Origin of the sequence: Micromonospora sp. A3M-1-15, assembly GCF_024213425.1 — a bacterium.
In the GTDB taxonomy this organism is placed as follows: domain Bacteria; phylum Actinomycetota; class Actinomycetes; order Mycobacteriales; family Micromonosporaceae; genus Micromonospora; species Micromonospora chersina.
The window spans coordinates 1,291,399-1,315,764 of sequence record NZ_JANAVK010000001.1 but is presented as its reverse complement, the minus strand read 5'-3'; the positions used below and the strand labels follow the sequence as shown (position 1 = coordinate 1,315,764).

General features: G+C 73.0%; 22 protein-coding genes and 1 pseudogene. 11 read left to right on the top strand and 12 right to left on the bottom strand.

What is annotated here, in order from left to right:
* The first annotated feature begins 130 nt into the window (after nucleotides 1–130).
* From NLX85_RS06040 to NLX85_RS06025, 4 genes are all read left to right on the top strand, one after another.
* Nucleotides 131–613 carry a hypothetical protein gene (locus NLX85_RS06040; RefSeq protein ID WP_254332031.1) on the top strand — a complete coding sequence of 161 codons (483 nt, stop codon included), beginning with the start codon at nucleotides 131–133 and terminating at the stop codon, nucleotides 611–613.
* A gap of 255 nt (nucleotides 614–868) precedes the next feature.
* Nucleotides 869–3,433, top strand: a complete 2,565-nt coding sequence (locus NLX85_RS06035; protein WP_254332029.1) for an acylase — start codon at nucleotides 869–871, stop codon at nucleotides 3,431–3,433.
* Nucleotides 3,434–3,594: 161 nt separating this feature from the next.
* Nucleotides 3,595–4,236 (top strand): hypothetical protein, encoded by a 642-nt coding sequence (locus NLX85_RS06030; protein WP_254332028.1) that lies wholly within the window; start codon nucleotides 3,595–3,597, stop codon nucleotides 4,234–4,236.
* Between the two features lie 258 nt (nucleotides 4,237–4,494).
* Entirely contained in the window at nucleotides 4,495–5,358 is an 864-nt protein-coding gene (locus tag NLX85_RS06025) for an aldo/keto reductase family oxidoreductase (protein WP_254332026.1), read from the top strand.
* Between the two features lie 26 nt (nucleotides 5,359–5,384).
* On the opposite strand, the gene NLX85_RS06020 is transcribed toward NLX85_RS06025, so the two are convergent.
* The 4 genes from NLX85_RS06020 to NLX85_RS06005 form a co-directional block, all read right to left on the bottom strand.
* Nucleotides 5,385–7,859 (bottom strand): FtsX-like permease family protein, encoded by a 2,475-nt coding sequence (locus NLX85_RS06020; RefSeq protein ID WP_254332018.1) that lies wholly within the window; start codon nucleotides 7,857–7,859, stop codon nucleotides 5,385–5,387.
* Nucleotides 7,856–8,581, bottom strand: coding sequence for an ABC transporter ATP-binding protein (locus tag NLX85_RS06015; RefSeq protein WP_254332016.1), 726 nt, complete (start codon nucleotides 8,579–8,581; stop codon nucleotides 7,856–7,858). The genes NLX85_RS06020 and NLX85_RS06015 overlap by 4 nt, the downstream gene beginning before the upstream one ends.
* Complete coding sequence (locus NLX85_RS06010; protein ID WP_254332014.1) at nucleotides 8,578–9,192, bottom strand: PadR family transcriptional regulator; 615 nt, start codon at nucleotides 9,190–9,192, stop codon at nucleotides 8,578–8,580. Before NLX85_RS06010 ends, NLX85_RS06015 begins: the two co-directional genes overlap by 4 nt.
* Nucleotides 9,193–9,321: 129 nt before the next feature.
* Nucleotides 9,322–10,248, bottom strand: coding sequence for an NAD(P)-dependent oxidoreductase (locus NLX85_RS06005; RefSeq protein ID WP_254332012.1), 927 nt, complete (start codon nucleotides 10,246–10,248; stop codon nucleotides 9,322–9,324).
* A 339-nt stretch (nucleotides 10,249–10,587) separates the two neighbouring features.
* Between NLX85_RS06005 and NLX85_RS06000 the strand changes: the two genes are divergently transcribed.
* The gene (locus NLX85_RS06000; protein ID WP_254332010.1) at nucleotides 10,588–11,496 is read left to right on the top strand and encodes a DMT family transporter; all 909 of its coding nucleotides are present in this window, start codon (nucleotides 10,588–10,590) and stop codon (nucleotides 11,494–11,496) included.
* Nucleotides 11,497–12,092: 596 nt separating this feature from the next.
* Here NLX85_RS06000 and NLX85_RS05995 read toward each other — a convergent pair.
* Nucleotides 12,093–12,641: pseudogene (locus NLX85_RS05995) on the bottom strand (GNAT family N-acetyltransferase); the annotation flags it as partial.
* 47 nt (nucleotides 12,642–12,688) lie between these two features.
* On the opposite strand from NLX85_RS05995, the gene NLX85_RS05990 reads away from it, so the two are divergent.
* Both NLX85_RS05990 and NLX85_RS05985 read left to right on the top strand, forming a co-directional pair.
* A complete protein-coding gene (locus tag NLX85_RS05990) occupies nucleotides 12,689–13,276 on the top strand; it encodes a TetR/AcrR family transcriptional regulator (protein WP_254332009.1) in 588 nt (195 codons plus the stop codon).
* A gap of 146 nt (nucleotides 13,277–13,422) precedes the next feature.
* Complete coding sequence (locus tag NLX85_RS05985) at nucleotides 13,423–13,971, top strand: hypothetical protein (protein ID WP_254332007.1); 549 nt, start codon at nucleotides 13,423–13,425, stop codon at nucleotides 13,969–13,971.
* Between the two features lie 29 nt (nucleotides 13,972–14,000).
* On the opposite strand, the gene NLX85_RS33370 is transcribed toward NLX85_RS05985, so the two are convergent.
* Nucleotides 14,001–14,366: a VOC family protein gene (locus NLX85_RS33370; protein WP_254332005.1), complete on the bottom strand. Its 366-nt coding sequence runs from the start codon at nucleotides 14,364–14,366 to the stop codon at nucleotides 14,001–14,003.
* A gap of 278 nt (nucleotides 14,367–14,644) precedes the next feature.
* Here NLX85_RS33370 and NLX85_RS05975 point away from each other — a divergent pair, with 278 nt between their 5' ends.
* Nucleotides 14,645–15,976: an AAA domain-containing protein gene (locus NLX85_RS05975; protein WP_374628056.1), complete on the top strand. Its 1,332-nt coding sequence runs from the start codon at nucleotides 14,645–14,647 to the stop codon at nucleotides 15,974–15,976.
* Between the two features lie 9 nt (nucleotides 15,977–15,985).
* On the opposite strand, the gene NLX85_RS05970 is transcribed toward NLX85_RS05975, so the two are convergent.
* Entirely contained in the window at nucleotides 15,986–16,750 is a 765-nt protein-coding gene (locus NLX85_RS05970) for an SDR family oxidoreductase (protein WP_254332001.1), read from the bottom strand.
* A gap of 100 nt (nucleotides 16,751–16,850) precedes the next feature.
* Between NLX85_RS05970 and NLX85_RS05965 the strand changes: the two genes are divergently transcribed.
* Nucleotides 16,851–17,705 carry a helix-turn-helix transcriptional regulator gene (locus NLX85_RS05965; protein WP_254332000.1) on the top strand — a complete coding sequence of 285 codons (855 nt, stop codon included), beginning with the start codon at nucleotides 16,851–16,853 and terminating at the stop codon, nucleotides 17,703–17,705.
* A 30-nt stretch (nucleotides 17,706–17,735) separates the two neighbouring features.
* On the opposite strand, the gene NLX85_RS05960 is transcribed toward NLX85_RS05965, so the two are convergent.
* Nucleotides 17,736–18,599, bottom strand: coding sequence for an aldo/keto reductase (locus NLX85_RS05960; protein WP_254331999.1), 864 nt, complete (start codon nucleotides 18,597–18,599; stop codon nucleotides 17,736–17,738).
* 23 nt (nucleotides 18,600–18,622) lie between these two features.
* Nucleotides 18,623–19,642: a hypothetical protein gene (locus NLX85_RS05955; RefSeq protein ID WP_254331998.1), complete on the bottom strand. Its 1,020-nt coding sequence runs from the start codon at nucleotides 19,640–19,642 to the stop codon at nucleotides 18,623–18,625.
* Nucleotides 19,643–19,797: 155 nt separating this feature from the next.
* On the opposite strand from NLX85_RS05955, the gene NLX85_RS05950 reads away from it, so the two are divergent.
* Entirely contained in the window at nucleotides 19,798–20,394 is a 597-nt protein-coding gene (locus tag NLX85_RS05950) for a TetR/AcrR family transcriptional regulator (RefSeq protein ID WP_254331997.1), read from the top strand.
* Nucleotides 20,395–20,458: 64 nt separating this feature from the next.
* Nucleotides 20,459–21,136 carry a hypothetical protein gene (locus NLX85_RS05945; RefSeq protein ID WP_254331996.1) on the top strand — a complete coding sequence of 226 codons (678 nt, stop codon included), beginning with the start codon at nucleotides 20,459–20,461 and terminating at the stop codon, nucleotides 21,134–21,136.
* Between the two features lie 57 nt (nucleotides 21,137–21,193).
* On the opposite strand, the gene NLX85_RS05940 is transcribed toward NLX85_RS05945, so the two are convergent.
* From NLX85_RS05940 to NLX85_RS05930, 3 genes are read right to left on the bottom strand one after another with little or no spacing between them, the layout of a single operon-like run.
* Entirely contained in the window at nucleotides 21,194–22,402 is a 1,209-nt protein-coding gene (locus NLX85_RS05940; RefSeq protein ID WP_254331995.1) for an ABC transporter permease, read from the bottom strand.
* Nucleotides 22,399–23,094, bottom strand: a complete 696-nt coding sequence (locus NLX85_RS05935) for an ABC transporter ATP-binding protein (RefSeq protein WP_254331994.1) — start codon at nucleotides 23,092–23,094, stop codon at nucleotides 22,399–22,401. Before NLX85_RS05935 ends, NLX85_RS05940 begins: the two co-directional genes overlap by 4 nt.
* Nucleotides 23,091–24,143 carry a peptidoglycan-binding protein gene (locus NLX85_RS05930; protein ID WP_374628067.1) on the bottom strand — a complete coding sequence of 351 codons (1,053 nt, stop codon included), beginning with the start codon at nucleotides 24,141–24,143 and terminating at the stop codon, nucleotides 23,091–23,093. The genes NLX85_RS05935 and NLX85_RS05930 overlap by 4 nt, the downstream gene beginning before the upstream one ends.
* Between the last annotated feature and the right edge of the window lie 223 nt (nucleotides 24,144–24,366).

Sequence of the window (24,366 nt, the reverse complement as noted above, 5' to 3'; positions counted from 1 at the left end):
CCGACCCGAACCTGGTCACGTACCGGGTGGGGGAGCGGTAGGCCGGCAGCACCCGCTTCACCCGCGAGGGCGCGGCGCGGGCGTTGTGGTAGGAGCGGGGCGTCGATACCGCTACGTCGGCCCGGCGGACGTGCGAGCCTCGGTCGCGGACGTCCCCGAGGGCTGGCCCATTCGATCACCGGCCGATCTCGACACCTACCTGTCTGCCGCGGATCCGCGCGACCGTGACGAGCCGTTCACCGACGTCATCGACACCGGCGGCACGTTGCGGCTCGCGCCGAGACGCAGCGAGCACGTCGCCTGTGCCGGCGGTGGAGAGGTCCTCGGAGCGGGGGAGATTGCCTTCGCCGGTGAGCGGGGCGGCTGGGTCGTCACCGAGGTGAGCAACCACTCCACCGGGTACTGCCCCGATCCCATTTCCTGGGCGGCGGTGGCGAGCGCCCTCGACAAGGCGGGCATCTGCCGTCCGGAAGGCTTGACGGCGGCCGTCGTCTTCCGGCACTGCCTCGACTGCGGCGAGCGCAACCTGGTCCGCGACGACGACTACATCTGCGTGCTCTGCGGTGCAGAGTTGCCGGACGATGTGGAACCTCGGCTGGCGGCCCAGCCGTAGGCCGACCAGCGTTCACGCTGAGCGCCGGCTGACGTGGCGCGCCCAGTGAGGTGGCACCGGAGCTCGCCGTCCCACCGGCGTGGCGGATCCGGGACATCTTGCGTGGTGCAGGAAATCAGAGACGTCCTCCGCTCCTGGCACTCCGCCCGAAGCCACCAAAACGGATCGAAATAGCAATTTCCCTGGATGTTCGCATCAGGCAGGCATCGTGAACTTCAAGCCGATTTGGACGCTTGGCAGGCGAGGAGGACTCTGATGCCCCATTCACATCCATGGCGACGCCGGCTCGCCGCGATCACCGCCCTCGCCCTGCTCGCCGTCGCCCTGACCGTCCCCACCGGTCCCGCCGCGGCCGGGCAGGGCGGATATCAAGCGCTCATCCGCCGCGCCTCCTACGGCGTCCCGCACATCACCGCCCACGACTTCGGCAGCCTCGGCTTCGGTGTGGGCTACGCCCAGGCCGAGGACAACATCTGCCTCATCGCCGAGAACGTGGTGACCGTCCGCGCCCAGCGCACCCGATGGTTCGGCCCGACGGGCGAGGACGGCAGCAACATCGTCAGCGACCTGTTCCACCAGAAGGCCATCGACGACCGGACCGTCGAGCGGCTGCTCACCGGCCGCCGCGACGGCATCCACTCACCGTCGCAGGAGGTCCGCGACCAGGTCCGCGGCTTCGCCGCCGGCTACAACGCCTACCTGCGCCGCACCGGCCCGGCCCGCCTCACCGACCCGGCCTGCGCCGGCAAGCCATGGGTGCGCCCGATCACCGAGCTGGACGTCTGGCGCGTCCACTGGATAACCATGGTCCGCGCCGGCTCCGGAGCCCTCGCGGACGGCATCATCGCCGCCGCCCCACCCGCCGTGCGCACCCCCCAGGCCGGTGCCGGCGCCTCCGGTGATGCCGTGCCCTCCACCGCCAAGACCACTCCGGCGAGCCGGGGGAGCGCTGAGCAATCCAGCCGCACCACGCAGTCCACCCGGCCGACCTGGGTCAGCGGGACGCCCGCAGAGGCAGAGCCGGCAACCGGAAGCGCGAAGGTGATCACGGGCCAACTGCCCGCACCGAGAGCAGCGGCCGTGGTCAAGGCTCGCGACGGCGCGCCGGCCGGGTTGGGCAGCAACGCGTACGGCCTCGGAAGCGACGCCACCGTCAGTGGCGCCGGGATGCTGCTGGCCAACCCGCACTTCCCGTGGGACGGCCCGGAGCGGTTCTACCGGATGCACCTCAAGGTGCCCGGCCGCTACGACGTCGAGGGCGCCGCCCTGGTCGGCGACCCCCTCGTCGAGATCGGCCACAACGGCCGGCTCGCCTGGAGCCACACCGTGTCCACGGCCCGCCGCTTCGTCTGGCACAAGCTCACCCTCGTCCCCGGCGACCCGACCAGCTACCTCTATGACGGCCGGCCCCAGAAGATGACCGCCCGGACGGTCACTCTCCCGGGAGCAAGCACAAGCCGCACCCTCTACGACACCCACTTCGGCCCCGTCGTGCTGGTACCCGGCGTCTTCGGCTGGACCGCCGACACCGCGTACGCCATCTCCGACCCCAATGCCGCGAACCTCCGCGCTCTCGACGGCTGGCTCGCGATGGGCCGCGCGCGATCCACCAGGGAGCTACGCGCGGAGCTGGACCGGCGGCAGTTCCTGCCCTGGGTCAACGTGATCGCCGCCGACCGCTCCGGCACCGCCCTCTACGCCGACCACTCGGTCGTGCCCCGGGTCACCGACCGGCTCGCCGCCGCCTGCATCCCGCCCGCCTGGCGCGACCTCTACGCCACCAGCGGCCAGGCCGTCCTCGACGGCTCCCGGTCCCGCTGCGCGCTGGGCCGCGACCCGGACGCCGCGGTGCCCGGCATCCTCGGCCCGGCGCACCTGCCCACGCTCATCCGTCACGATTACGTGACCAACTCCAACGACAGCTACTGGCTGGCCAACCCGGCCCACCCGCTGACCGGCTTTCCGCGCGTCATCGGCGACGAGCGGACCGAGCGCAGCCTGCGTACCCGCCTCGGCGTGGACCAGGTCCAACGCCGCCTCGCCGGCAGCGACGGCCTCCCCGGCAGCCGCTTCACGGTCGACCGGTTGTGGGCGGTCACGCTTGGCAATCGGACGTACGCCGGCGAGCTGGTCCGCGACGACCTCGTGCGACTCTGCACGGCGCACCCGATCGCGGCCGCGAGTGACGGCACCCGGACGGACCTGACCGCGGCATGCAGGGCGCTGCGCGGCTGGGACCTGCGGGTCGACCTGGACAGCCGGGGCGCGCACCTGTTCAGCGAGTTCACCCTGGCCGGCGGGCTGCGCTTCGCCGACCGGTTCGACCCGGCTGCGCCGCTCACCACCCCGCGCCGCCTGGCCGTCGACGACCCGAGGGTACGCACCGCGCTGGCCGACGCTGTCCTCCGGCTGGCCGGAATCCCCCTCGACGCCCGCCTCGGTGACCTCCAGACCGAGCCGCGTGGCGGCCGGCGGATCCCGATCCACGGCGGCCGCCCGGAGCCGGGCGCGTTCAACATGGCCGTCGACATGCTGGTGCCCGGCGTCGGCTACCCGAAGGTGCGGCACGGCACCTCGTACCTCATGGCCGTCGAGCTGGGCCCGGACGGGCCGGCGGGCCGGCAGCTGCTCACCTACTCGCAGTCGGCCAACCCGAACTCGCCCTGGTACGCCGACCAGACCACGCTCTACTCCCGTAAGGGCTGGGACACGATCAAGTTCACGGAGCGGCAGCTGCGGGCCGACCCCAAACTGGTCAGTTACCGGGTGGGGGAGCACTTGTCGGGAAGGGGTACCTGCCCTGGCTGGTGCCAGAACTGAAGCGTGACTCATGCGCCCGGCACCACCGAATCCTCGGGGTGGTCCGGCTCGGCGGCTCGACGTGATACCGCCACCTGCCCGGGTGGGGCGGCGTGCGCCCGGGCGTCGCCAATAGCGTTCGGGTGACCGGTCAGCGATCTCCACCAGATCGAGGAGGATGCGTGAGCCAGCCACCCAGTCCGGCGCTACCCGGCGAGCCGAAGCCCGTGACCGTGCACATCGAGAAATGGCGTGCCGCGCTGCCGCCGGATGCCTGGCCCGCCGGTTTCCCAGAGGTCGGGTCGGTGTGGCGGCGGGACGTCTTCACCGTTGCCGAGGCCTGGCGCGCCGGAGAGGCGGGCCCGCGGCAGTTGCTGAGCGCGGTGCTCATGTGGGGTTACGGCCCGATCGGCTACGGCCCGTGGCGCGCCGCGCGGTCGCTGGAGGGCGATCGGGACGGCAAGCGCCTGGCGTACGCGCTCGACGGGCTGCGCGCGCCAGCTCCGGACGAGGACGCCCTGCGGACCGCCTACCAGCGCCTGCGTGATCCCAAGGAGTCGCGGCTGCCGCGCCTCGGCCCGGCGTTCTTCACGAAGCTGCTCTACTTCGCCGGCTACGGGCGCGGCGTGCCCGGCCGGCAACCGCTCATCCTCGACAGCGTCGTCCGGCGCCGGCTGCCCGTCGACGCCGGTGTGCGGCGCGAGTCCGGGTGGGTGTCGGAGGAATGGCTCGCCTACCTGGGCTGGGCGGCGGATCAGGCGCGCCGCCGGGGCATCGAGCCCGACGAGGTGGAGATGGCGCTGTTCCACGACCGCTGGGATTGACCGGGGGAGCGCCGCGCGGACGGACTCTGCCACCGGCACCGGCACCGGCACCGGCACCGGCACCGGAACCGGAACCGGAACCGGCACACGTGCGCGGTGGTGGCGCGGGCGGGAATCACACCGCCTCCTGATTCCGGATCGCGTCCCACCGTGGCCGATGGTGGCGGAGTGTGGTGTCCGCACCGGCTGACGGCGCGGGTTTGGTCCTCGCGTCGGCGGGAAGCTTGCGGATTTGCCGCCACAAGGAGAGGAATTCCGATGACATCGACCAGCCTTCCCGGCGGGACGTTCAGGATGGGGGACCTGACGGTCACCCGGATGGGGTACGGCGCAATGCAGCTGGCCGGACCGCACGTCTTCGGTCCACCGGCCGACCGTGCCGCTGCCGTGGCCGTGCTGCGCGAGGCCGTCGACCTGGGCATCAACCACATCGACACGTCCGACTACTACGGCCCGTACGTCACCAACGAGATCATCCGGGAGGCCCTGCACCCGTATCCGGACGACCTGCACATCGTCACCAAGGTCGGGGCGCTGCGCGACGCCGAGGGCAACTGGCCGCAGGCGCTCGCGCCGGAGCAGCTCCGCCAGGCCGTCCACGACAACCTGGACCGCCTCGGCCTCGACGTGCTCGACGTGGTCAACCTGCGCGTCGGCGGATTCGACCGGCCCACCCCCGGCTCGATCGAAGAGCCGTTCACGGTCCTCACCGAGCTGCAACAGCAGGGGCTGATCAAGCACCTCGGGCTCAGCACCGTCAACGCCGAGCAGGTCGCCGAGGCGCAGTCCATCGCGCCGGTGGTGTGCGTGCAGAACCTCTACAACATCGCCAACCGGAACGACGACGACCTTATCGACTCTCTCGCGGCGCAGGGCATCGCCTACGTGCCCTACTTCCCGCTCGGCGGCTTCTCCCCGCTCCAGTCGGAGGAGCTGAACGGGGTCGCCACCCGCCTCGGCGTCACACCGATGGCGGTGGCGCTGGCCTGGCTGCTGCAGCGCTCCCCGAACATCCTGCTCATCCCCGGCACCTCCTCCGTCGCGCACCTGCGCGAGAACGTCTCCGCCGCCGCGCTGACCCTTCCCGACGACGCGCTGGCCGAGCTGAACATCATCGCTTGACGGGTCCGGCGCGCGGATTCGGGCAGCTAGTCCAGCCTGCGGCGGCCCAGCCACTGTGGCTCGCGGCCGGCTAGCACCCAGCCGGCGACCGCGGCGAGCACCGGCAGCCCGAGAATCGTCGCCGCCAGGTGCGCGACCGGCGCGTCGGTGAGCGCGTCGAGGTCGCGGTGCAGCACGCTGGCCAACCCGAAGTACGCGCCAATGACGCCGAGGAGGGCGCCGAGCAGCGCGAGCGCCCCGGCGGTCGTGGCGGTCAGGGTGCGCCGTACCCGCCTCGGTGCGCCGGTCGCGGTCAGGGTGCGCAGGTCGCCGGCCGCCTCGCCGCGGATCAGGCCGACGGTCATGGCCAGGATGCCGAGGGCGAGCAGCGCGCCGGCGGCGACCGCTCCGGTCCGCAGTGACCCGAGCGAGGCCCGCTCGTGGCGGGACTCGATGGTGAACCCGGCGCTCACGGCAAGGTTCTGTGCCGTGGTCAACTCCTGCTCGGTGAGCGGGTGGTCCGCCTCGATGAGCCAGCCGACCCGCGTGGGCTGCCAGCCGTGGCGGGACATCATGCTCGCGGTGACCATCGAGTTCGGCATCGAGGAATACCGGGCACCCGGGAGCGCCTGGGTCTTCGGGTACACGCGGCGTTCGGGGATGTTCACCAGTTCGAGTGCGCCGGTGCGGACGGTGAGCACCTCGGTGTCGGCCGCGACCGCCGCACTGTCCAGCCGGTAGAGCCGGAGCAGCTCCGGGGTGGCGACGTAGAGGGGGTACGTCGTCATCTGCTGGCGGTCGGCAACCGGCGTGCCGATCTCGACGGCGGGATGGCCGGGCTGGCCGCCGGCCTCGCCCGGGTCGGTGTAGGAGGCGACCACCGCCATGTCGAGCGGGGTCAGGGTGGGAGTGCCGAGGTTGCCGGCCATCGTGTCGACCTGGGCCTGGAGGTTGGCCAGCTGCTCCGGGGTGCGTACCGGGATCACCGGGCTGGGTCGGCCGATGCGGACCAGGAGCTGGCCCTCGGCCAGGTTGCCCAGACCGGCGGCCTGCTTGGCCTGGTGGTCGGCGGCGGCGGAGCCGGCCACGATCGCCACCGAGATCCCCAGGGCCAGACTGATCGCGGCGAGCGCCGCGCCGGCCCGGGCCTGGTAGCGGACCAGGTCGGTCAACGCCAGCCGGACGGCCACCGGCATCCCGCCGCGCGCCGCGGCCAGCAACCGGATCGCCGTCGGCCCGACGAAGAGCACACCGACGGCCGTGGCGACGGTGCCGGCGGAGATCAGCACCGGTTTGGTCCCACCGGACAGCAGCAGGCAGGTGACACCGGTGGCGAGCATGACCACGGCGACCACCGCGGTGCGCCGGGCCGGTCGGGGCCGTGGCGGCCGCGCCGACAACGCGCTCATGATCGGGGTACGCGCGATGGCCCGCGCCGGCCACCACGCGGCGGCGGTGGCGGTCGCCACGGCCAGCACCAGCCCCGCGCCGATCGTCGCCCAGGGCAGGTCGAACCGGTCGATGCGGTGCCCGGCGGCGGTCTCCACCCGCTCGGCGACGAGCAGCCAGGCGGCGACGCCGACGGAGGTGCCGAGAACCGCCGCGACCGCCCCGACGACGGTGCCGTTGGCCAGCATCACCAGCCGCAGGTGCCGTCGGGTGGCGCCCATCGCGGCGAGCATCCCGAGTTGCCGCAGCCGGCGTTGCGCCACCACGATGAACCCGGCCGCGGCGACGAGCGACACCAGCAGCAGGCCGACGGTGGCCAGCGCCAGGGTGGTGGCGGCGATCACGGTACGGCTCGTGCCGGGCCGCGACTCGCGTACGAGGGGACCGTCGATGGTCGCGCGGAACGCCTCCAGCTCAGCCCGGCCCCCGGTGACGAGGACGGTGACGGTTTTCGGCGGGTCGGCGTGCGCCGCGTCCACCAGGGCGAACTCGTCGGTCAGGTCCCTGGGGTTCTCCACCGTCCCGACGACCAGCCGGTCGTGGCCGTCGAGGCTCACCCGCTTGCCGAGCCCGGTCCGCAGGGTGCGCGCCACCGCGTCGGTCAGCGCGACCTCGCCCGGGCCGGCCGGGTACCGCCCCTGCCGCACCGCCAGCATCGGTGCCCCGTACGCACCCGCGGGGTCCTGAGCCCGGACGTCGATCGGGTCGAACAGGCCCGGCACCTCCACGTAGCGGTGACCGATCGCCTCGATCGTGCCGAACCACTGCCGTGCGGCGGCGAGCCGGGAGTCCAGGGCGGCCGGGTCGCCGCCGTCGAGCTGCAGGAGGTGGTCGGCGCGCCCGAACGTGGCGTCGCTGGACGAGGCCATGTTGTAGGTCGCCGAGACGGCGAACGTGGCGCCCATGACCGCGACTGTGAGCAGCGCGAGGGTGAGTACCTGTTGGCGCCACTCGCGGCGGAACAGCCGTACCGCCCACCGGATCACGGCCCGGCGGGCCGGCAGGCCGCCGCCCGGGGCGCGGCGGGGTGCCGGCCGGTCGGTGGCCGGCGGGGTGGTCGTGGTCGCCGTCACGGGGCCACGTCCCCGGCGAGCAGCGTGTCCGGGCCGACCGCCGGCGCGGTCTGGTCGACCACCCGGCCGTCCCGGAGGAACACCACCCGGTCGGCCCAGGACGCGAGCTGCGCGTCGTGGGTCACCATCACCCCGGCGATCCCGCGCTTGCAGGCCGCGCGCAGCATCCGCATGACCGCCTCGCCGTTGGTCGAGTCGAGCGCGCCGGTGGGCTCGTCGGCGAGCAGCAGGCGCCGGTCGCCGACCACCGCGCGGGCGATCGCGACCCGCTGGCGTTCGCCGCCGGACAGGTCGTCGGGGAAGCGGCCGGCCCGCTCGGCCAGCCCCAGTTCCTCGAGTACGCGCAGGCCGGCGGCGCGGGCGGTCCGCGCGCCGACGCCGTCGAGTTCCAGCGGGAGCGCCACGTTCTCGACGGCGGAGAGCCCGGCGAGCAGATTCAGGTCCTGGAAGACGAAGCCGATGGACCGGCGGCGAAGCCTCGCCCGCGCGTCGGCGGACATGGTCGACACGTCGTCACCGCAGACCAGCACCGCACCGTCGGTCGGCTCCTCGAGGCTGCCGGCGATCGTCAGCAGGGTGCTCTTCCCGGAGCCGCTCGGCCCCATGATCGCCACCAGTTCACCGGCGTCGACGCTGAGGTCCACCTGGCGCAGCGCGGGTACGGCGGCGTGGCCCGTGCCGTACACCTTGGACACCCGGCGCATGCTCAGCACGGCGCTCATCGACGGGCCTGCTCGCGTGCCGGCGCGGGCTGGGCCGGTTCGTCGGTTGCGGGACCGGCCGGCTTGGCGCGGTCGCTCGGTGCCGCGCCGGTGGTGGGCGTGGCCGGTAGGCGGCGCAGCCGGGCGTCGGCCGCGTCGAGCCAGCGGACGACCGACTCGAGCCGGAACAGCTCCGCGTCGACGACGAGGCCGAGCGCGATGTCCTCGGGGTCCGCCTCGGCCTTGAGGTGGGTGTACCGCTGCATCTCCTCGATCAGGCGCCGGCGGTGGACCTGGAGGATCTCCCGTACGTCGACGCCGGGCATGCGTACCGCCACCTGCACCTTGATGACCAGTTCGTCGCGCGGTGGCGCCGTGGCGTCGGGTGGGGTCCGTAACCACGTGTCCAGTTCCCGCTCGCCGCCGGCGGTGATCCGGAACCGTCGCTGCGCGCCGTCGCGCTCGTCCGACTCGACGAGCCCTTCGCGTTCGAGGCGTTGCAACGTCGTGTAGACCTGGCCGACGTTGAGCGGCCAGACCTCACCCGTGCGGTTCTCGAACTCCTGCCGGAGTTGCAGGCCGTACTTCGATCCCTCGGTCAGCAGCGCCAGCAAGGCATGTCGGATGCTCATGGTCCACCACCCAGCGTAATTATACCGGGTATGATACTCGGTATAACCATGCTGTCCAGTGGCTTCGGGCATGAGCTGTCAGCCCACCGGCAGAAGCCCGCTGGGCGACGGTCCACACCGCACGGACGCTCAGGAACTGGCTCTCGCGATCAGCGGGATGCCCTCGCGGTAGGTCGGCACCCCCGGAGCCCAGCCCAGCTCGCGCTTGGCCTTAGCGTTGGAGACGCGCATCGACGTGGTCATCATCGCGTGCGCGTACGGGATGGGCCGCAGCATCCAGCTCGGCACCCGCCACGGCCGGCGGGCCCCGAATGCGGCCGCGAGCGTGTCCAGATAGTCGCCCCAGCGCACCGGCTCGTCGTCGACGATGTTGTACGCCTGCCCGGCGCGCCCCTTCTCCAGCGCGGCCACGGTCGCCGCGGCGGCGTCCTCCAGGTAGATGAAGTTGGCGAAACCGCCGGACGAGGGCACCGGCAACCGGCGCTTGCGCACCAGGTTGACGATCATGTTGGTCATGCGGTCCCGCCCGTAGAAGAACCCGTAGCGCAGCGCGACGCCCTCCATCTCGTCGGCCGAGAACACCTGCTTCTCGGTGGAACCCATGGCCGCGACCGCCTCTCCCAGCTTGCCGCTGACGGGTTCGGCGAACGGGTCGTCCTCGCTGATCACGCGCGGGCCGTGATCGCGGTAGCCGTAGCCGAGCACGATCGACTGGGTGACGAAGCGGTGGGCGCCGACCGCCCGGGCCGCCGCGAGCAGGTTGGCCGTGCCGGTGGTGCGCAGCGCGTTCGTGCCCTGAAGCGCCTCGCCCATCTTCGTGGTGCCCAGCGCCGTCAACTCATGGACGACCGCGTCGGCCCGCACGTCGCGTACGGCGGCGAGCAGGTTCTCGCGGTCCAGCACGTCGGCCACCACGGCCTCGGCGCCGGCGTTGCGCAGCCGCTCGGCATTGGACTGGCTGCGGCTGATGCCGATCACCTGGTGGCCGGCGGCGATGAGTTGGCGGGTGAGGGGCGTACCGATCGCGCCCGAGGCGCCGGCGAGCAGAACTCTCATGGCTTCGGTCCCTTCCTCTAGGTCTCGCTCCTATGGACGGGGTACCGGCCGGGCGTGTGATGACGTGCGGTGTGTCGTCTCGCACAGCCGCCGTCGTCCCTGGTGGCCCCGACTGATGAGATGCGTCAGCAAAATCGCGTTCGCGACGTCCGGTGGCGGTGCCTAGGATCGGGTCATGGGCCGGACCTTCGACATCATCTCCCCGCCGCGCTCCTGAGCGGGGCGACTCTGCTCATCGTGTCCCGCCGGTGTCGGCTGGACGCGCGGTCCGCGCATCGCTGAGTCCGGCACGCCCCGCTTCCGCGACCCCAATTCCTCTCGTCGCAGGAGCGATTTCTCATGCTTGTCTCCGAACCGGTGGTTGCCGTCCGGCGCTCCGCCACCGGCCTGTGGTCGCTTGTCCTTGCCGGCGTGCTGTGGGGCACCGGTGGCCCCACCGGCAGCCTCCTCGCCCACGAAACGGGGCTGTCACCGCTGGCGGTGGCGTCCTACCGGCTCGCCGTCGCGGGCCTGCTCGTCGTCGGCTGGCTCTGCCTGGCGCGAAAACCGCTGCCCCGCAGCCGGGAAGCCTGGGCTCGGATAACCGTGAACGCGCTGCTCGCCGCGGTTTTCCAGGCATGCTTCTTCGCAGCGGTGGCACTGACCAACGTCAGCCTCGCCACCCTGCTCACCATCGGCGCCTCACCAGCCTTGGTCCTGGCCGCGGAACGGGTCGCCGGACGGCGGCGGGTCAGCGCGTCGATGCTCGCCGCGGTGGTGCTGGCCGTGGCCGGTCTGGCCCTGCTCGTCGGCACGCCGGCTGGCGGCATCACCGCCACCGGCGCGCTCACCGGGGGCGGACTCGCGTTGGTGTCGGCCGCCGGCTTCGCCGCGATGACCTTGATCGGCACTCGGCCCGTCGCCGGTCTCGACGATCTCACCGGTACCGGCGTGAGCTTCGCCATCGGCGGGGCCGTGCTCGCCGCCGCGTCCACACTGACGTCCGGCATGAGCTTCGTCCCGACCCCGACGTCCGTGGGGTTGCTGCTCCTGCTGGGCGCCGTGCCCACCGCCACGGCGTACGCCCTGTACTTCCGCGGCCTGCGCACCACCCCGGCCGGTACGGCAGCGCTGATCGCGCTGCTGGAACCACTCGTCGCCACACTCCTGGCCACCCTGTTCCTCGGCGATCGCCTGAGCCCGACCGGGCTCGTCGGCGCTGGCCTGATCACCACCGCCATCGTGCTGAACACCCGCGGGCACCGCTGACAAGGAGGGGCCCGGGCAGGACCGACAGGACCTGCCCGGGCCCCGGGTCTCAGGACACCGGCGCTTCCGCCAGAAGCAGCGATCCCCGGCGCTGCGGGGACCGTCGTGGCCGCGTTCGGTTCCGCTCAGGCAGCTGCCGTGGCCTGCCCGAGGGTCGGCTCGTCGTCCCAGGCCAGCGAGCTCAACTTCCAGCCCGACGGGGTCTTGACGAACTGGGTCGTCTTCACGCCCCGGCCCTCGAACCACTCGCCGTTGAGGTAGCCCGACTTGCGGTACTCGCTGAACCGGTGGGCGATCGAGCCGTAGATCTCGGTGGTCTCCGAGGTCTCCCATTCCCGGAACTCGGTCAGCGTCCCGTCGGTGAGGATCTTCTCGCGAGGTTCGACGAACTGGCGCAGGTCGTAGATCACCGGGGTGGCGCCGACGGTGCTGATGATCATCCCTTCGGGGATGAACACGTCTTCGATCGCCTGGATGTTCGGCTTGCTGCCGCCCGGGTTGGCGAAGGCGCCCAGGAAGGTGGCCATCAGCCCGTCGAGTTCGGCCTTCACCTCCGCGGACGTGCCGCCCCTGCTCGCGAGGCGGGGTTGGCCGGCCCGGCGGGCCCGCCACTCGTCGGCCAGCACGGACCAGATCTCGAGATCGATCCGTCCGCCGTCGCCGCCCGGATAGTTCTGACGCAGCGTTCCGTCGCGGCTCATTCCCAGCCGCTGGGCGGCCGCGATGCTGCGCGCGTTGCGCGACTTGGTGCGCCACTCGACGCGGGCGATGCCGCGCTCCTCGACGGCCCAGTCGATGATCCGCTCGGCGGCGCGGGTGATCAGGCCGTGGCCCTGTGCGCCGGGCTCCAGCCAGCAGCCCGCTTCGCAGACGCCCAGCGCGGTGTCGAAGGAGACGAACATGACGCCGCCGACCAGGTGGCCGTCCAGCCAGATGCCCCAGATGCCGCCGCTGTCCTGAGCCCGCTTGTCCGCGTAACGCCGCAGTACCGCGCGAGCCCCGTCGAGGTCGCGGGCGACGAACGCAGGGGAGACCCACGGCAGGATGTGCTCGCGCGCCCGGTCCAGGTGGTGGAGGAACTCCTCGGCGTGCCAGGGCTCCAGCGGGCGCAGCACGGCCGAGTCGGTGAGGGGCAACGCGAACATCCCAACCTCCGTACATAACAAACGTTTGGCATGTACGCTAGCAGGCCATGACCCCCGCACGCACCGACCACGACTCCCGCCGCCAGGACGTCTCGGAGGCGGTCTGGCAGGTCCTGGCCGAGCACGGCTTCGGCGGCCTCACCATGCGCGCCGTCGCGGCGGCCCTGGGCTCCTCGACCGGACTGGTCACCCACTACTTCGCGGGCAAGCGCGAGCTGATCGCCCACGCCCTCGACATCCTCGAGGTACGCACCGCGCAGCGCCCCCGGCAGGCCGCTCCCGCACCCGGACTGGCGGCGCTGCGTACGCAGATGCTCAACATCCTCCCGCTGACTCCCGATGCGGTGGCGATGAACCGGATCTGGGTCGGCTCCTGGGACGTCGCCCTGTCCGACCCCGACCTGTTCGCCGCCCAGACCCTTCGCTACGAACGCGTCCGGGCAGGGCTGCGCACCGCCATCGAGGACGCCCAACGGCTCGGCGAGCTTCCCGACGGTGACCCGGGCCGGCTCGCGACGGCCGTGCTGGCGTTCACCCACGGCCTGGTGGTTCAGGCGCTGTTCGACCCCGACCGGCTGCCGGCCGCGACACAGACCCGACTCGTCGACGACTTCCTCGCCGCGTTCACCCGCTGAACCACGACGCCCTGGCACAGAGAAGTTGACGTGGAACGAGTCGAGGGCCCCGGGGGCGGGATCGGCAGGGGCGAGCGGTCAGGTCGAGGCGGCGGGACCGGTGTGGTTTGTCCACTGCGGCCCGCCGCAGGCGTAGGGTCGGTGCCGTGGCAGGGGCGGGACGCCGGTACCGCTACGTCGGCCCGGCGGACGTGCGGGCGTCGGTCGCCGACGCTCCGGAGGGCTGTCCCGTCCGATCGCCGGCCGATCTCGACACCTTCCTGGCGGCCACGGATCCGCGCGATCGTGACGAGCCGTTCACGTACGTCATCGACACCGGCGAAACGTTGCGGCTCGCGCCGAGACGCAGCGAGCACGTCGCCTGCGCCGGCGGTGGGGAGGTCCTCGGCGCCGGGGAGATCGCCTTCGCCCGCGAGCGGGACGGCTGGGGCGTGACCGAGGTGAGCAACCAGTCCACCGGCTACTGCCCCGATCCCACCTCATGGGTGGCGGTGGCGGGCGCCCTGGACCGGGCGGGTATCGACCGCCCGGAAGGCTTCACCGTGGCCGTCGTCTTCCGGCACTGCCTTGACTGCGGCGAGCGCAACCTCGTCCGCGACGACGACTACATCTGCGCGCTCTGTGGCGCCGAGCTGCCGGAGGATGTGGAACCTCGGCTGACGGCCCAGCCGTCGACCGACCACCGTCTGCGCTGACGACCGATCCCGGCCGGCAGGCTGCACCCTCAGCGGGCCGTCCAGGTCTGCACCTCGACCAGGTTGCCCTCCGGGTCGCGCAGGTAGGCCGAGCGCACACCCCACCCGGGCCGGTCCGCGGCCGCGGCCACCACCACCTCGGCCGGGAGGGCGGCGATGGTGGCGTCCACGTCGGGCACGGGGACCACCATCAGCACCCCGCCGTCACCCCGGCCCACCGGCAGCACCGCCTCCGCCGCGCGGCGGCCGAGGATGGCGAGGACGGTTTCGCCGCCCTGGTCGAAGCTGGCGTACTCGAAGTCCGGGACGACCTTCTCCGGCTCGCCGAGCAGGCCGGTGTAGAAGCGCAGGGTGGCCGGAAAGTCGTCGGCGACGACGCGGGCATGCACACTCACGCACCCGACCCTAGTCCTGCGGGCGCCGGCGCAAACTGGCCATCCCGGTGGGCGGACCCCGGGCTCGCTCGGGTGGATACCGCCATCTGCCGGGCCTGGCGCAGCGAGTGGGCCGGCCGCGCGGACAGCTTCCGGACATCCGGTCCGCGGCCTCCCCGACGAGGTGGAGATGGCGCTGTTCCACGACCGCTGGCCGCTGCCCGGAGGAGACGGATGGTCAGGCCGAACCTCCCTGGCACGAGAGAGGTAACGTCCTGCCGACAGGTTCCGGAAAGGGAGTGAGACACGTGCTGGCTGGGCTGGAGTTGCCGCCCGCCGTCCAGGCGGAACGCGTCATCACCGCCGTGCTGGCCGAGCTCCGCTCCGGCGACCACCGGGGCGTGGTGGTCGACTCGCCGCCCGGCGCCGGCAAGTCCACCCTCGTGGTCCGCGCCGCGGTCGAGCTGGCCGCCGCCGGTGAGCCGCTGATCATCGTGGCGCAGACCAACGAGCAGGTCGACGACCTCATCGACCGGCTCGCCCGCAAGGCCCCCGAGCTGCGCATCGGCCGGCTCTCCGCCACCGACTACCAGCCCAGCGACCGGGTCAAGGGCCACGAGACGGTCCGGGTCGCCGCCAAGGTCGCCGACCTCGGCGGTCCGGCCGTCATCGTCGGTACGGCCGCCAAATGGGCCACCGTCGCCGAGGGCGTCTGGCCGTGGGCGATCGTCGACGAGGCGTACCAGATGCGCTCGGACGCGTTGCTGCGCGTTGCCGGGCGGTTCGAGCGGGCGCTGTTCGTGGGCGACCCGGGGCAGCTCGACCCGTTCTCGACGGTGGAGACCGCGCGGTGGACCGGGCTGACCTGGGATCCGATGCAGTCGGCGGTGGCCACCCTGCTGCGGCACAACCCGGAGCTGCCGGTGCACCGGTTGCCGGTGTCCTGGCGGCTGCCCGCCACGGCCGCCCCGGTGGTGGCCGCCGCCTTCTACCCGTTCACCGGGTTCCGCGCCGGCACCGGGCCGGCCGACCGGGCGCTGACGTTCACCGAGCCGGGGTCGGGCGACCGCTTCGACGCGACGGTCGAGGTGGCGGCCGCCGCCGGCTGGGCGCTGCACGAGCTGCCCGCCCGGCACACGCTGCGTACCGATTCCGAGGCCGCCGCGGCCTGCGCCGCCCTCGCCCTGCGATTCCTGGACAGAAAACCGGTCGGGCTCTCCGAGCACGCGCCCGGCGGCGCGCCGGTGACCGCGGACCGGATCGCCGTCGGGGCCGCGCACCGCGACCAGGTGGCGGCCATCCGGTCCCACCTGGGCGCGGCCGGCGCGGGCATCACCGTCGACACCGCCAACCGGCTCCAGGGCCGGGAGTACGACGTGACGATCGTGCTGCACCCGCTCTCGGGGCGGCGGGACGCGACCGCCTTCCACCTGGAGTCGGGGCGGCTCTGCGTGCTGGCGTCCCGGCACCGGCACGCCTGCGTGGTGGTGGCGCGGGCCGGGATCGCCGAGCTGCTGGACGCCCACCCGTCGACCGAGCGGGTGCACCTGGACGTGCCGGTGAAATTCCCGGACGGCTGGGAGGCCAACCACACGGTGCTGGCCCACCTCGCCGCGCACCACGCCCGCTGACCGCGGTCCCTAGTTGCCGTGCGGGTCGGCGGCGTTGAGCGTGGCGACGACCTGGTCGTAGTCGCCGCGCGCCTCGCCGTAGCGGAGGAACTTCACCCGCTCGACCTGGATCTCCCGGGCGTCGGGCTGCGACTCGATCAGCGCGACGACCTCCGCCACGAACTCGTCGAGCGGCATGGCGAAGTCGCTGGTCTCCTGCCCGGGCAGCAGCGAGGTGCGCACCGACGGCGGCTCCAGCTCCACGACCTTGACGCTCGTGCCCGCCAGCTGCAGCCGGAGCGACTCGCTGAGCATGTGGATGGCGGCCTTCGACGCGTTGTAGCTGGGGGTGACCTTGAGCGGCGCGAACGCCAGGCCCGAGGAGACCGTCATGATCGTGGCGTCCGGCTGCGCCCGCAGGTGCTCGATGAAGGCCGCGATGAGGCGGATCGGGCCGAGCACGTTGGTGGTCACGACCTCCTCGGCCGAGGTGAGGAACGACTCGGGCCGGTGCCAGTCCTCGACGCGCATGATGCCCGCCATGGTGACGAGGACGTTGAGGTCCGGGTGCTTCGCCAGCACCTGCGCGGCCGCCGAGGCGATGCTCGCGGGGTCCGCCGTGTCGATGGCGACGGTGTCGATCTCGGGGTGCTCCGCGGCGACCTTCTCGAGCAGGTCGGTGCGCCGGCCGCCGATGATGACGGTGTTGCCCCTGGCCTTGAGTTCGAGGGCGAGGGCGAGGCCGATCCCGCTCGTGGAGCCGGGGATGAAGATGGTGTTTCCGGAGATGTTCATGCACCGAGCTTCGCCGACCGTCCGGCTTCGGGGGCAGAGACCGGTTATCGGGGGATCGGCAATCCCTGGTTGGCCCGCGCGACCGGCGGATACTGGGATCATGGACCGCGCAGCCCTGGCCGACTTCCTCCGCCGCCGCCGCGAGGCGCTGCAGCCCGGGGACGTCGGGCTGGCCACCGGCGTCCGCCGGCGCGCCCCGGGACTGCGGCGCGAGGAGGTGGCCGCCCTCGCCACCATGTCGACCGACTACTACACCCGGCTGGAACAGCAGCGCGGCCCGCAGCCGAGCCCGCAGCTGCTCGCCTCGCTGGCCCGGGCGCTGCGGCTGACCAGCGACGAACGCGACTACCTGTTCCGGGTGGCGGGGCACAACCCGCCGGCCTCGGTGTCGGCGGCGACGCACGTCTCCCCGGCGCTGCTGCGGGTGCTCGACCGGCTGGCGGACACCCCGGCGCTCATCCTGTCCAACCTCGGCGAGACCCTGGTGCAGAACCGGATGGCCGAGGCGCTGTTCGGCGACCGGTCGGGCCACACCGGCCTGGCCCGCAGCGAGATCTACCGGTGGTTCACCGACCCGGCGGAGCGGACCCGCTACCCCGAGGAGGACCGCGACCGGCAGAGCCGGGCCCAGGTCGCCAACCTGCGCGCCGCGTACGGGTCGATGGGGCCGCAGTCGCGGGCCGGTGAGCTGGTGCGGGCGCTGCAGAAGGCCAGCCCGGAGTTCGCCGAGCTGTGGGAGCGGCACGAGGTGGCCCAGCGCTTCGCGGACCACAAGACGCTGATCCACCCCGAGCTCGGGCCGATCGAGCTGGACTGCCAGGTGCTGTTCACCGAGGACCAGTCCCAGGCTCTGCTCGTGCTCACCGCGCCGCCGCGCAGCGAGGGCCACGAGAAGCTGCAACTGCTCGCCGTGCTGGGGCACGAGCGCTTCCCCGCCGACACGACGCCCGGTTAGCCACGGCGAACGTCGGTCCGCCCGCGCCGATCAGCCCAGCTCGGCCAGGTCCTCGGCGGTGAGGCGGAGGCCGGCTGCCGCGACGTTCTCGGCCAGATGGTCGGGCGAGCTGGTACCGGGGATGGCGAGGGTGACCGGTGACCTGGCGAGCAGCCAGGCCAGGGCGACCTGTGCGGTGGTCGCCTGGTGGCGGGCGGCCACCGTCGCCAGCGGGGCCTGGTCGATCCGTTCCCGGCCCCCGCCGAGCGGGAAGAACGGCACGTACGCGATGCCGTCCTGCTCGCACTGCGCGAGGACGTTGGAGTCGGCCCGGTGGTTCACGTGGAAGTGGTTCTGGACCGCGGCGACCGGGGCGATGGACCGTGCCTCGGCGAGCTGAGCCGCGTCGACGTTGCTGACGCCGAGGTGCCGGATCAGTCCCTCGTCGCGTAGGTCCGCGAGGGCGGCGAACCGGTCGCCGATCGATTCACCGCCGGGCTGGCCCATGCCGCCCACCCGCAGGTAGACGAGGTCGAGGCGGTCCAGACCGAGGCGGCGGAGGTCCTCCTCGACGAGACCGCGTAGCTGCTTCGCGCTCGCCTGGCCGGTGGGCACCACGCCGCCCTCCAGGAGCGGGCCGACCTTGGTCGCGATCACCAGCTCGGCGGGGTACGGGGCCAGCGCCTGCCGGATCATCTCGTGCGCCTGGAGGTCGCCGAACCCGTAGAAGCCCGCGGTGTCGATGTGGTTCACGCCGAGTTCCGCGGCGCGGCGCAGCACGGCGATGCCCTCCTCGGGTTGCCGTACCCGGCCGCCGAGGGCGAGCCGCATCGCGCCGAAGCCCAGGCGGTTGACCCGCAGGTCGCCGCCCAGCAGGAAGTCATCGGCGACGGTCGGGTTGTCGTCAACTGTCATGGCGGCAGGTCCTTTCAGCGGGATCAGCGGCGGTAGAGCTCGGCGAGGGTGGTGAAGGCGGCCTTGGGTTCCCAGGGCAGGCCCGGGTACGTCGTGCCGGTGCGGCCTTCGAGGACCTTGACCAGGCCGTAGCTGGCCATGTCGAAGTCCTCCCGCGGGTCGTCGCGGTGCGGCAGGTCGTAGCGGGCGAAGGTGTTCACGAACGCGGTGTCCACGCCTTCGGCGGTGAACACGTCCAGCAGTTCGCGGAGGTAGGTGGCCTGCTCCTGCTCGTCCCGGGTGTGCTCGCCGACGAGGCGGGCGGCCCGGCCGTCCGCGCCCCATTCGACGATGGTGTCCCCGCGGCCGCCCTTTGCCGCGGCGCCGCGGTGCGTGGTGCAGCCGAACTCGGTGATGGCCAGCGGCTTGCCCTGTGCGACCGCCGCCCGGATGTCGTCGCGGAACCGGTCGGCGATTTCCGCGTTCCGGTAGCTGGCGTCGGTGGAGATGATGTCGAACGGGGTCCAGTCGACGCCGTCGAGCGGGAGGGACGCGTAGCTGACCCGGCCGGCGAACCGGGCCCGGACCGTCTCGACGGCCCTGGCGAGGAAGTCGTTGACCCGCGCGGGCACCTCCGCCAGCACCTGCCGTAGGCGGTGTGCCTGGGTCAGCAGCGCGAGCCGCTCGTCGAGCGTGTCGCCGGGCAGGAAGCCGACGGTGAACAGGCTCAGCTCGGAACCGGTGAGGAGCACGACCTCGGCGCCGTCCCGGCGCAGCCGCTCGGCGCGGTCGGCGCTGTCGGCGAGGAAGTCGAGCAGTTCGTCGGTCGTCAGGTCACAGGTGAACGGCGAGTACCAGACCTCCAGGCCGGCCTCGGCGGCGTACCGGGCGGCGGCCTCCAGCCGATCCTGCCGGCCGCCGGTGATCCGTACCGCCGTGCAGTGCAGGTCCGCGCGGATGATCCGCATCTCGCGCCGGACGACGTCGAGGTCGAACGGCTCGCGGGTGCTGTGCCCCGACCGGGTGACGAACCCGGTGTCGTAGGTGATCCCCTTGCCGCGCATGACGCGTTGCCCTCCTGCTGACGGTCCCGTTGATCGGTACGGTACGTACCGTACCCTACGACCGGGCTGCCCTCCACCCCGCTTCCGCGCTCTCCAGTACGCTCCGTACCGAAGGGAACGGGATGGCGGACCAACCGACACCACAGCCGCAGCGCGTGCCGACCAGACGGCGGGGAGCCGCCCTGGAACAGGCGATCCTGCGCGCGGCCATGGCCGAACTCACCGAGAACGGCTACGCCGGGATGACCATGGAGCGGGTCGCCCACCGCGCCGGCACCAACAAGAACGCGATCTACCGCCGCTGGCCCACCCGCGCCGCGCTGGGCATCGCCGCCTACGGGCAGTTCGTCGCCACCAACACCGACGTCCCGGACACCGGCAACCTCCGCGACGACGCGCTGGAACTGTTACGCCGGGCCAACAGCACCTTCTCGTCGCCCGTCGGGGGAATCCTGCGTGCCCTGCTGGCCGGCGCGCGCGACGACCCGCACCTGCTGGCCCAGCTCCAGGAGCGCACGGCCGACGCGGGCAGCGCCACCTGGCTGACCATCCTGGCCCGTGCCGTGGCCCGTGGTGAGCTGCGACCCGAGGCCCTGCACCCGCGGGTCGCCACCGTGGCCGTCGTGCTGCTGCGCGACGAGTTCATCACCCGCGGGCACCCCGCCGTACCCGACAGCGTCCTCACCGAGATCGTCGACGAGGTCTACCTGCCACTGCTCTGCGGGCGCGGCGCCGACCGCCCGAACCCCTGATCTCCAGACCACGGCACGGCGGGCGGGATGGCGAAGGTTGCCATCCATTGCCATCATTGGGGCCGTGGTGTGGGACGACGTGGTAGATCACGCGGGCAGATCCACCCGTCAGGAGCACGTCGCGGATGCTCGCAACGACAACCGCACGAACCTGCTCATCGCGGAGTACACCGCGATCCGGGCCGTGGAGGCGCAGAAGTCGTCGGCGTCGCACGCTCTCGTGGGCGCGTACCTGACCGTGGTGGCCGTGATCCTGGGGTTCGTCGTCGCGAACCGGGCCGATCCGCGCCTGCTGATCACCGTTCCCATCCTGTCCGCCGTCTGTGGTACCACCATCCTGCGGCGCCGCCGGGACCGGGAGGTGGCGCACCGGTACGTCCGCGAGATCCTCAGGCCGATCGCCGTGCAGTGCTCCGGTGACGACCGGATCTTCCTGTGGGAGGAGTTCTACGCCCGCCACAAGGACGCGCGGTCCATGCGGTACGAGTTCGGGCTGCAACTGGTCTTTCCGCTCTCGGCCGCCGCCGCCCTGGTCGCCACCCTGCCGCTGCTGGCCTCGTTCGGCGACTGGCTGGCCTGGCTGGCGGGACTGAGCTTCCTCGTCATGCTGATCGTCACGTACCTGCACCAGAACAGAAAGCACCTGGGTCGGATCGCCGGTGGCGTTCGCGTCGCCTGCCGGACCGTCGTGCGCTGGCGGCGAGGGCGCAAACCGGGCAGCGGCTTCGCAGCAGATCAGTGATCGCTCGATGACGATCCTGGCGGGCCGGGGCTGCTGACCCCAGCCCGCCAGAAACGTTCAGGGCGTGGCGAGCGCCTCGGTCGGCGCGAGCCGGGCCGCCCGGATCGCCGGGTACAGCCCCGCGAGGGCCCCGATCAGCAGGGTCGCGCCGACCCCGCCGCCCAGCGCCCAGGCCGGCACCACCGCCGGCCACGACCTCGAGAACGCGTATCCCGCCGTGACCGCGCTGCCCAACAGGACCCCGCCGAGCCCGCCGAGCGCCGACAGCAGCAGCGACTCGGCCAGGAACTGAGTGCGGACCTGCCCGCGGGTGGCCCCGAGCGACCGGCGCAGGCCGATCTCCGGGCGCCGCTCCAGCACCGAGATCACCATCGTGTTCGCCACCCCGACCCCACCCACCAGCAGGGCGACCGCGCCGAGGCCGAGCAGCAGCCCGGTGAACGCCTCGTCGGTGGCCTGCTTCGCGGCGAGCGCGTCGGAGGGGCGCGCCACCTTCACCTCGTTCGGCGCCTCCGGGTTCGCCGTGGCGGCGAGCACCGCGCGTACCGCCTCGACCCCGGTCTCCGACGTCCGGGTGTAGACCGTGGTCGGGTGCCCGTCGAAGCCGAGGTACGACCTCGCGGCGTCCCAGCCGACCAGCGCGGACAGGTCCAGCTCCGGCGCGAGCGGCGCCGGCGCCAGGATGCCCACCACGGTGAACCAGCGCCCGCCGATCTGGATCCGCACGTCCGGTCCGGCGGCGCCGACGCCGAGCCGCCGGGCCGTGGTGGCGCCGAGCACCACCGCCGGGTAGCGGGCCGTGGCGGCGTTCAGCCAGGTGCCGCTGACCACCTCCAGCCCGACCGTGTCGCGCAGCTCCAGGCCCGCGGCGCGGGCCGCGATCCCGCCGCTCTCGCCCCGGGAGATCAGGTCCGAGCGGTACACCCGGGCGTCGGCCAGCAGCCCGGTGGCGGCGACCTCCCGGACCGGCCCGATCCGCCCGATCATCGCCACCGACTCCGCCGGCAGCTCCGCGTCGTCGCCGAAGAGCGTGTTGCCCGGACCGACGGTGAGCAGGTTGGTGCCGAGCGCGGCGAGCGTGCGGTCCAGCTCCGCCCGGGACGAGGCGGAGATGCCGACCACCGACACCATGGCGGCGATCCCGATCGCGATGCCCAGCCCCGAGAGGAACGCCCGCAGCGGCCGGGTGCGCAGCCCGACCCCGCCGACCCGCAGGACGTCCCGCGGGCGGAGCCGGGCGGGCGCCAGCCGGACCGGCCCGCTCATGCCGGCACCCCCACCGGCCGGTGGTCGGCCACGATCCGGCCGTCACGCATCTGGACCCGGCGGGGCAGCCCGGCGGCGATCTCCAGGTCGTGGGTGATCACCACGATGGTGGTTCCGGCCGCGTGGAGGTCGCGCAGCAGCGCCAGCACCCCGGCGCCGGACGCCGAGTCCAGGTTGCCGGTCGGTTCGTCCGCCAGCAGCAGCGCGGGCGCGCCGACCACCGCGCGGGCGATCGCCACCCGCTGCCGCTCGCCGCCGGACAGCTCGTGCGGCCGGTGGTCGAGCCGGTGCCCCAGCCCGACCCGGGCCAGCGCGGCTTCCGCTCGCCGCCGCCGCTCCCGCAGGGGTACGCCCGCGTAGAGCAGGCCGTCGGCGACGTTGTCCCGCACCGGCACGTTCGGAGCGAGGTGGAACTGCTGGAAGACGAAGCCGATCCGGGAGGACCGGAGCGCGGAGAGCTGCCGGTCACCGAGCGCGGCCACGTCGTGCCCGTCGATGCGTACCCGGCCGGTGGACGGGCGGTCCAGGGTGCCGATCAGGTGCAGCATGGTGGACTTGCCCGACCCGGAGGGGCCGACGATGGCCACCAGCTCGCCGGGCCGGACGGTCAGCGACACCGCGTCCAGGGCCCGTACGCCGCCCGGATAGACCTTGCTCACGTCGGCCAGCTCGACGACCGCCTCGCCGGTCACGTCGGCATCCCCACGGTCGCCCCCTCGGCCAGCCCGGCGCCGGAGACCTCTACCTGACCTGCGGCGAACAGCCCGGTCTGCACGGCGATGATCCGGGTGGCACCGCCCTCGACCAGCTGCACGCCGTAGCCGCCCTCGGCCAGCGCCAGCAGCGCGGCGACCGGCACGGTCAGCACGTCGCGGCGCTCGGCGGCGGTGAACGCGACCTTGGCCGAGGCCTGGTCGAAGCCGGTCAGCGCCTTGGGGTCGGCCACCGTCACGGTGACCTCGATCTTCGTCTCCGGGTCGCCCTGGCCGCCCGCCCCGCCGTCGGTGCCGGTCTCGATCACCGTTTCCGTGGCGGCGACGGTGCCGGCGACCTCCTTGCCGTCGGGTAGCGAGACGGTCACCTTGGTGCCCTTCTTCGCCAGCCGCTCGTCGTCGACGTCGAGGGACACGGTCACCACCCGGGAGGTGCCCGTCCAGTGGAGCACCGCCTGCCCGGGCTGGGCCGGGTCGCCGGGTTCCGCCTCGTGGCTCTCCACCCGGACCGCGCCGTCGGCGTAGACCACCCGGCCCAGCTCGACCCGGCCGGTCTCCGGCAGGCCGAGGTCCTCCTGCCAGTCCCGCACGGCGCCGGCGGTGGCCGAGGTGTAGTCGTCGTCGACGGTGAACCCGGAGTAGCCGAGCGCGGCCAGGTTCCGCTCGAACTGCCGTACGTCCTCGCCGGACATGCCGGGCCCGAGGGTCCGGTACGCCGGCAGCTTTCCGTACAGCAGCACGACCTCGGCGTCGTCGACCGCGAACAGCGGCTTTCCCCTGGTCACCTGGCTGCCGGTGGCGGCCAGCCAGGTGACCGTGCCGCCGGTGCGCAGCGCCGCGCTGTGGCTGGTGCCGTAGCCGAGTTCCCCGTCGAAGCTCTCCGCGTCGACCAGGGTCTGCCGGGAGACCGGGGCGGTCGCCGGCGGCAGGCCGCCGCCGGCCGCCGTACCCCCGTCGCCGCCACCGGCCGTCACCGCGGCCGTGACGCCCGCCGCGGCGGCGACCACCACCGCCGAGGCCAGCACCAGCGGGGTACGCGCTCGCCGGCGGCGACGGCTGCGCCCGGCGCTCGCGGGCACGGCGGCCGGCGGCTCGGCGGTGGTGGTCGCCTCGGCCGGCGTGGTGGTGCCCGCGCTCACGGGGCCGCTGTTGTTCGCGACTGCGGGGCTCGCAAAACCCGGCTCACTCCTCGCGCTCACGGGGCCGCTGTTGCTCGCGACTGTGGGGCTCGCAAAACCCGGCTCACTCCTC

What these genes read in the sequence shown, in the direction of transcription:
- NLX85_RS06015 (WP_254332016.1), bottom strand. Translation starts at nt 8,581, where the DNA reads ATGAGCGCCGTGCTGAGCATGCGCCGGGTGTCCAAGGTGTACGGCACG.
- NLX85_RS05990 (WP_254332009.1), top strand. Translation starts at nt 12,689, where the DNA reads ATGACCCCCGCACGCACCGACCACGACTCCCGCCGCCAGGACGTCTCG.
- NLX85_RS05955 (WP_254331998.1), bottom strand. Translation starts at nt 19,642, where the DNA reads ATGCGCGGCAAGGGGATCACCTACGACACCGGGTTCGTCACCCGGTCG.
- NLX85_RS06000 (WP_254332010.1), top strand. Translation starts at nt 10,588, where the DNA reads ATGCTTGTCTCCGAACCGGTGGTTGCCGTCCGGCGCTCCGCCACCGGC.
- NLX85_RS06035 (WP_254332029.1), top strand. Translation starts at nt 869, where the DNA reads ATGCCCCATTCACATCCATGGCGACGCCGGCTCGCCGCGATCACCGCC.
- NLX85_RS05965 (WP_254332000.1), top strand. Translation starts at nt 16,851, where the DNA reads ATGGACCGCGCAGCCCTGGCCGACTTCCTCCGCCGCCGCCGCGAGGCG.
- NLX85_RS06025 (WP_254332026.1), top strand. Translation starts at nt 4,495, where the DNA reads ATGACATCGACCAGCCTTCCCGGCGGGACGTTCAGGATGGGGGACCTG.
- NLX85_RS06005 (WP_254332012.1), bottom strand. Translation starts at nt 10,248, where the DNA reads ATGAGAGTTCTGCTCGCCGGCGCCTCGGGCGCGATCGGTACGCCCCTC.
- NLX85_RS05940 (WP_254331995.1), bottom strand. Translation starts at nt 22,402, where the DNA reads ATGAGCGGGCCGGTCCGGCTGGCGCCCGCCCGGCTCCGCCCGCGGGAC.
- NLX85_RS05970 (WP_254332001.1), bottom strand. Translation starts at nt 16,750, where the DNA reads ATGAACATCTCCGGAAACACCATCTTCATCCCCGGCTCCACGAGCGGG.
- NLX85_RS06010 (WP_254332014.1), bottom strand. Translation starts at nt 9,192, where the DNA reads ATGAGCATCCGACATGCCTTGCTGGCGCTGCTGACCGAGGGATCGAAG.
- NLX85_RS05960 (WP_254331999.1), bottom strand. Translation starts at nt 18,599, where the DNA reads ATGACAGTTGACGACAACCCGACCGTCGCCGATGACTTCCTGCTGGGC.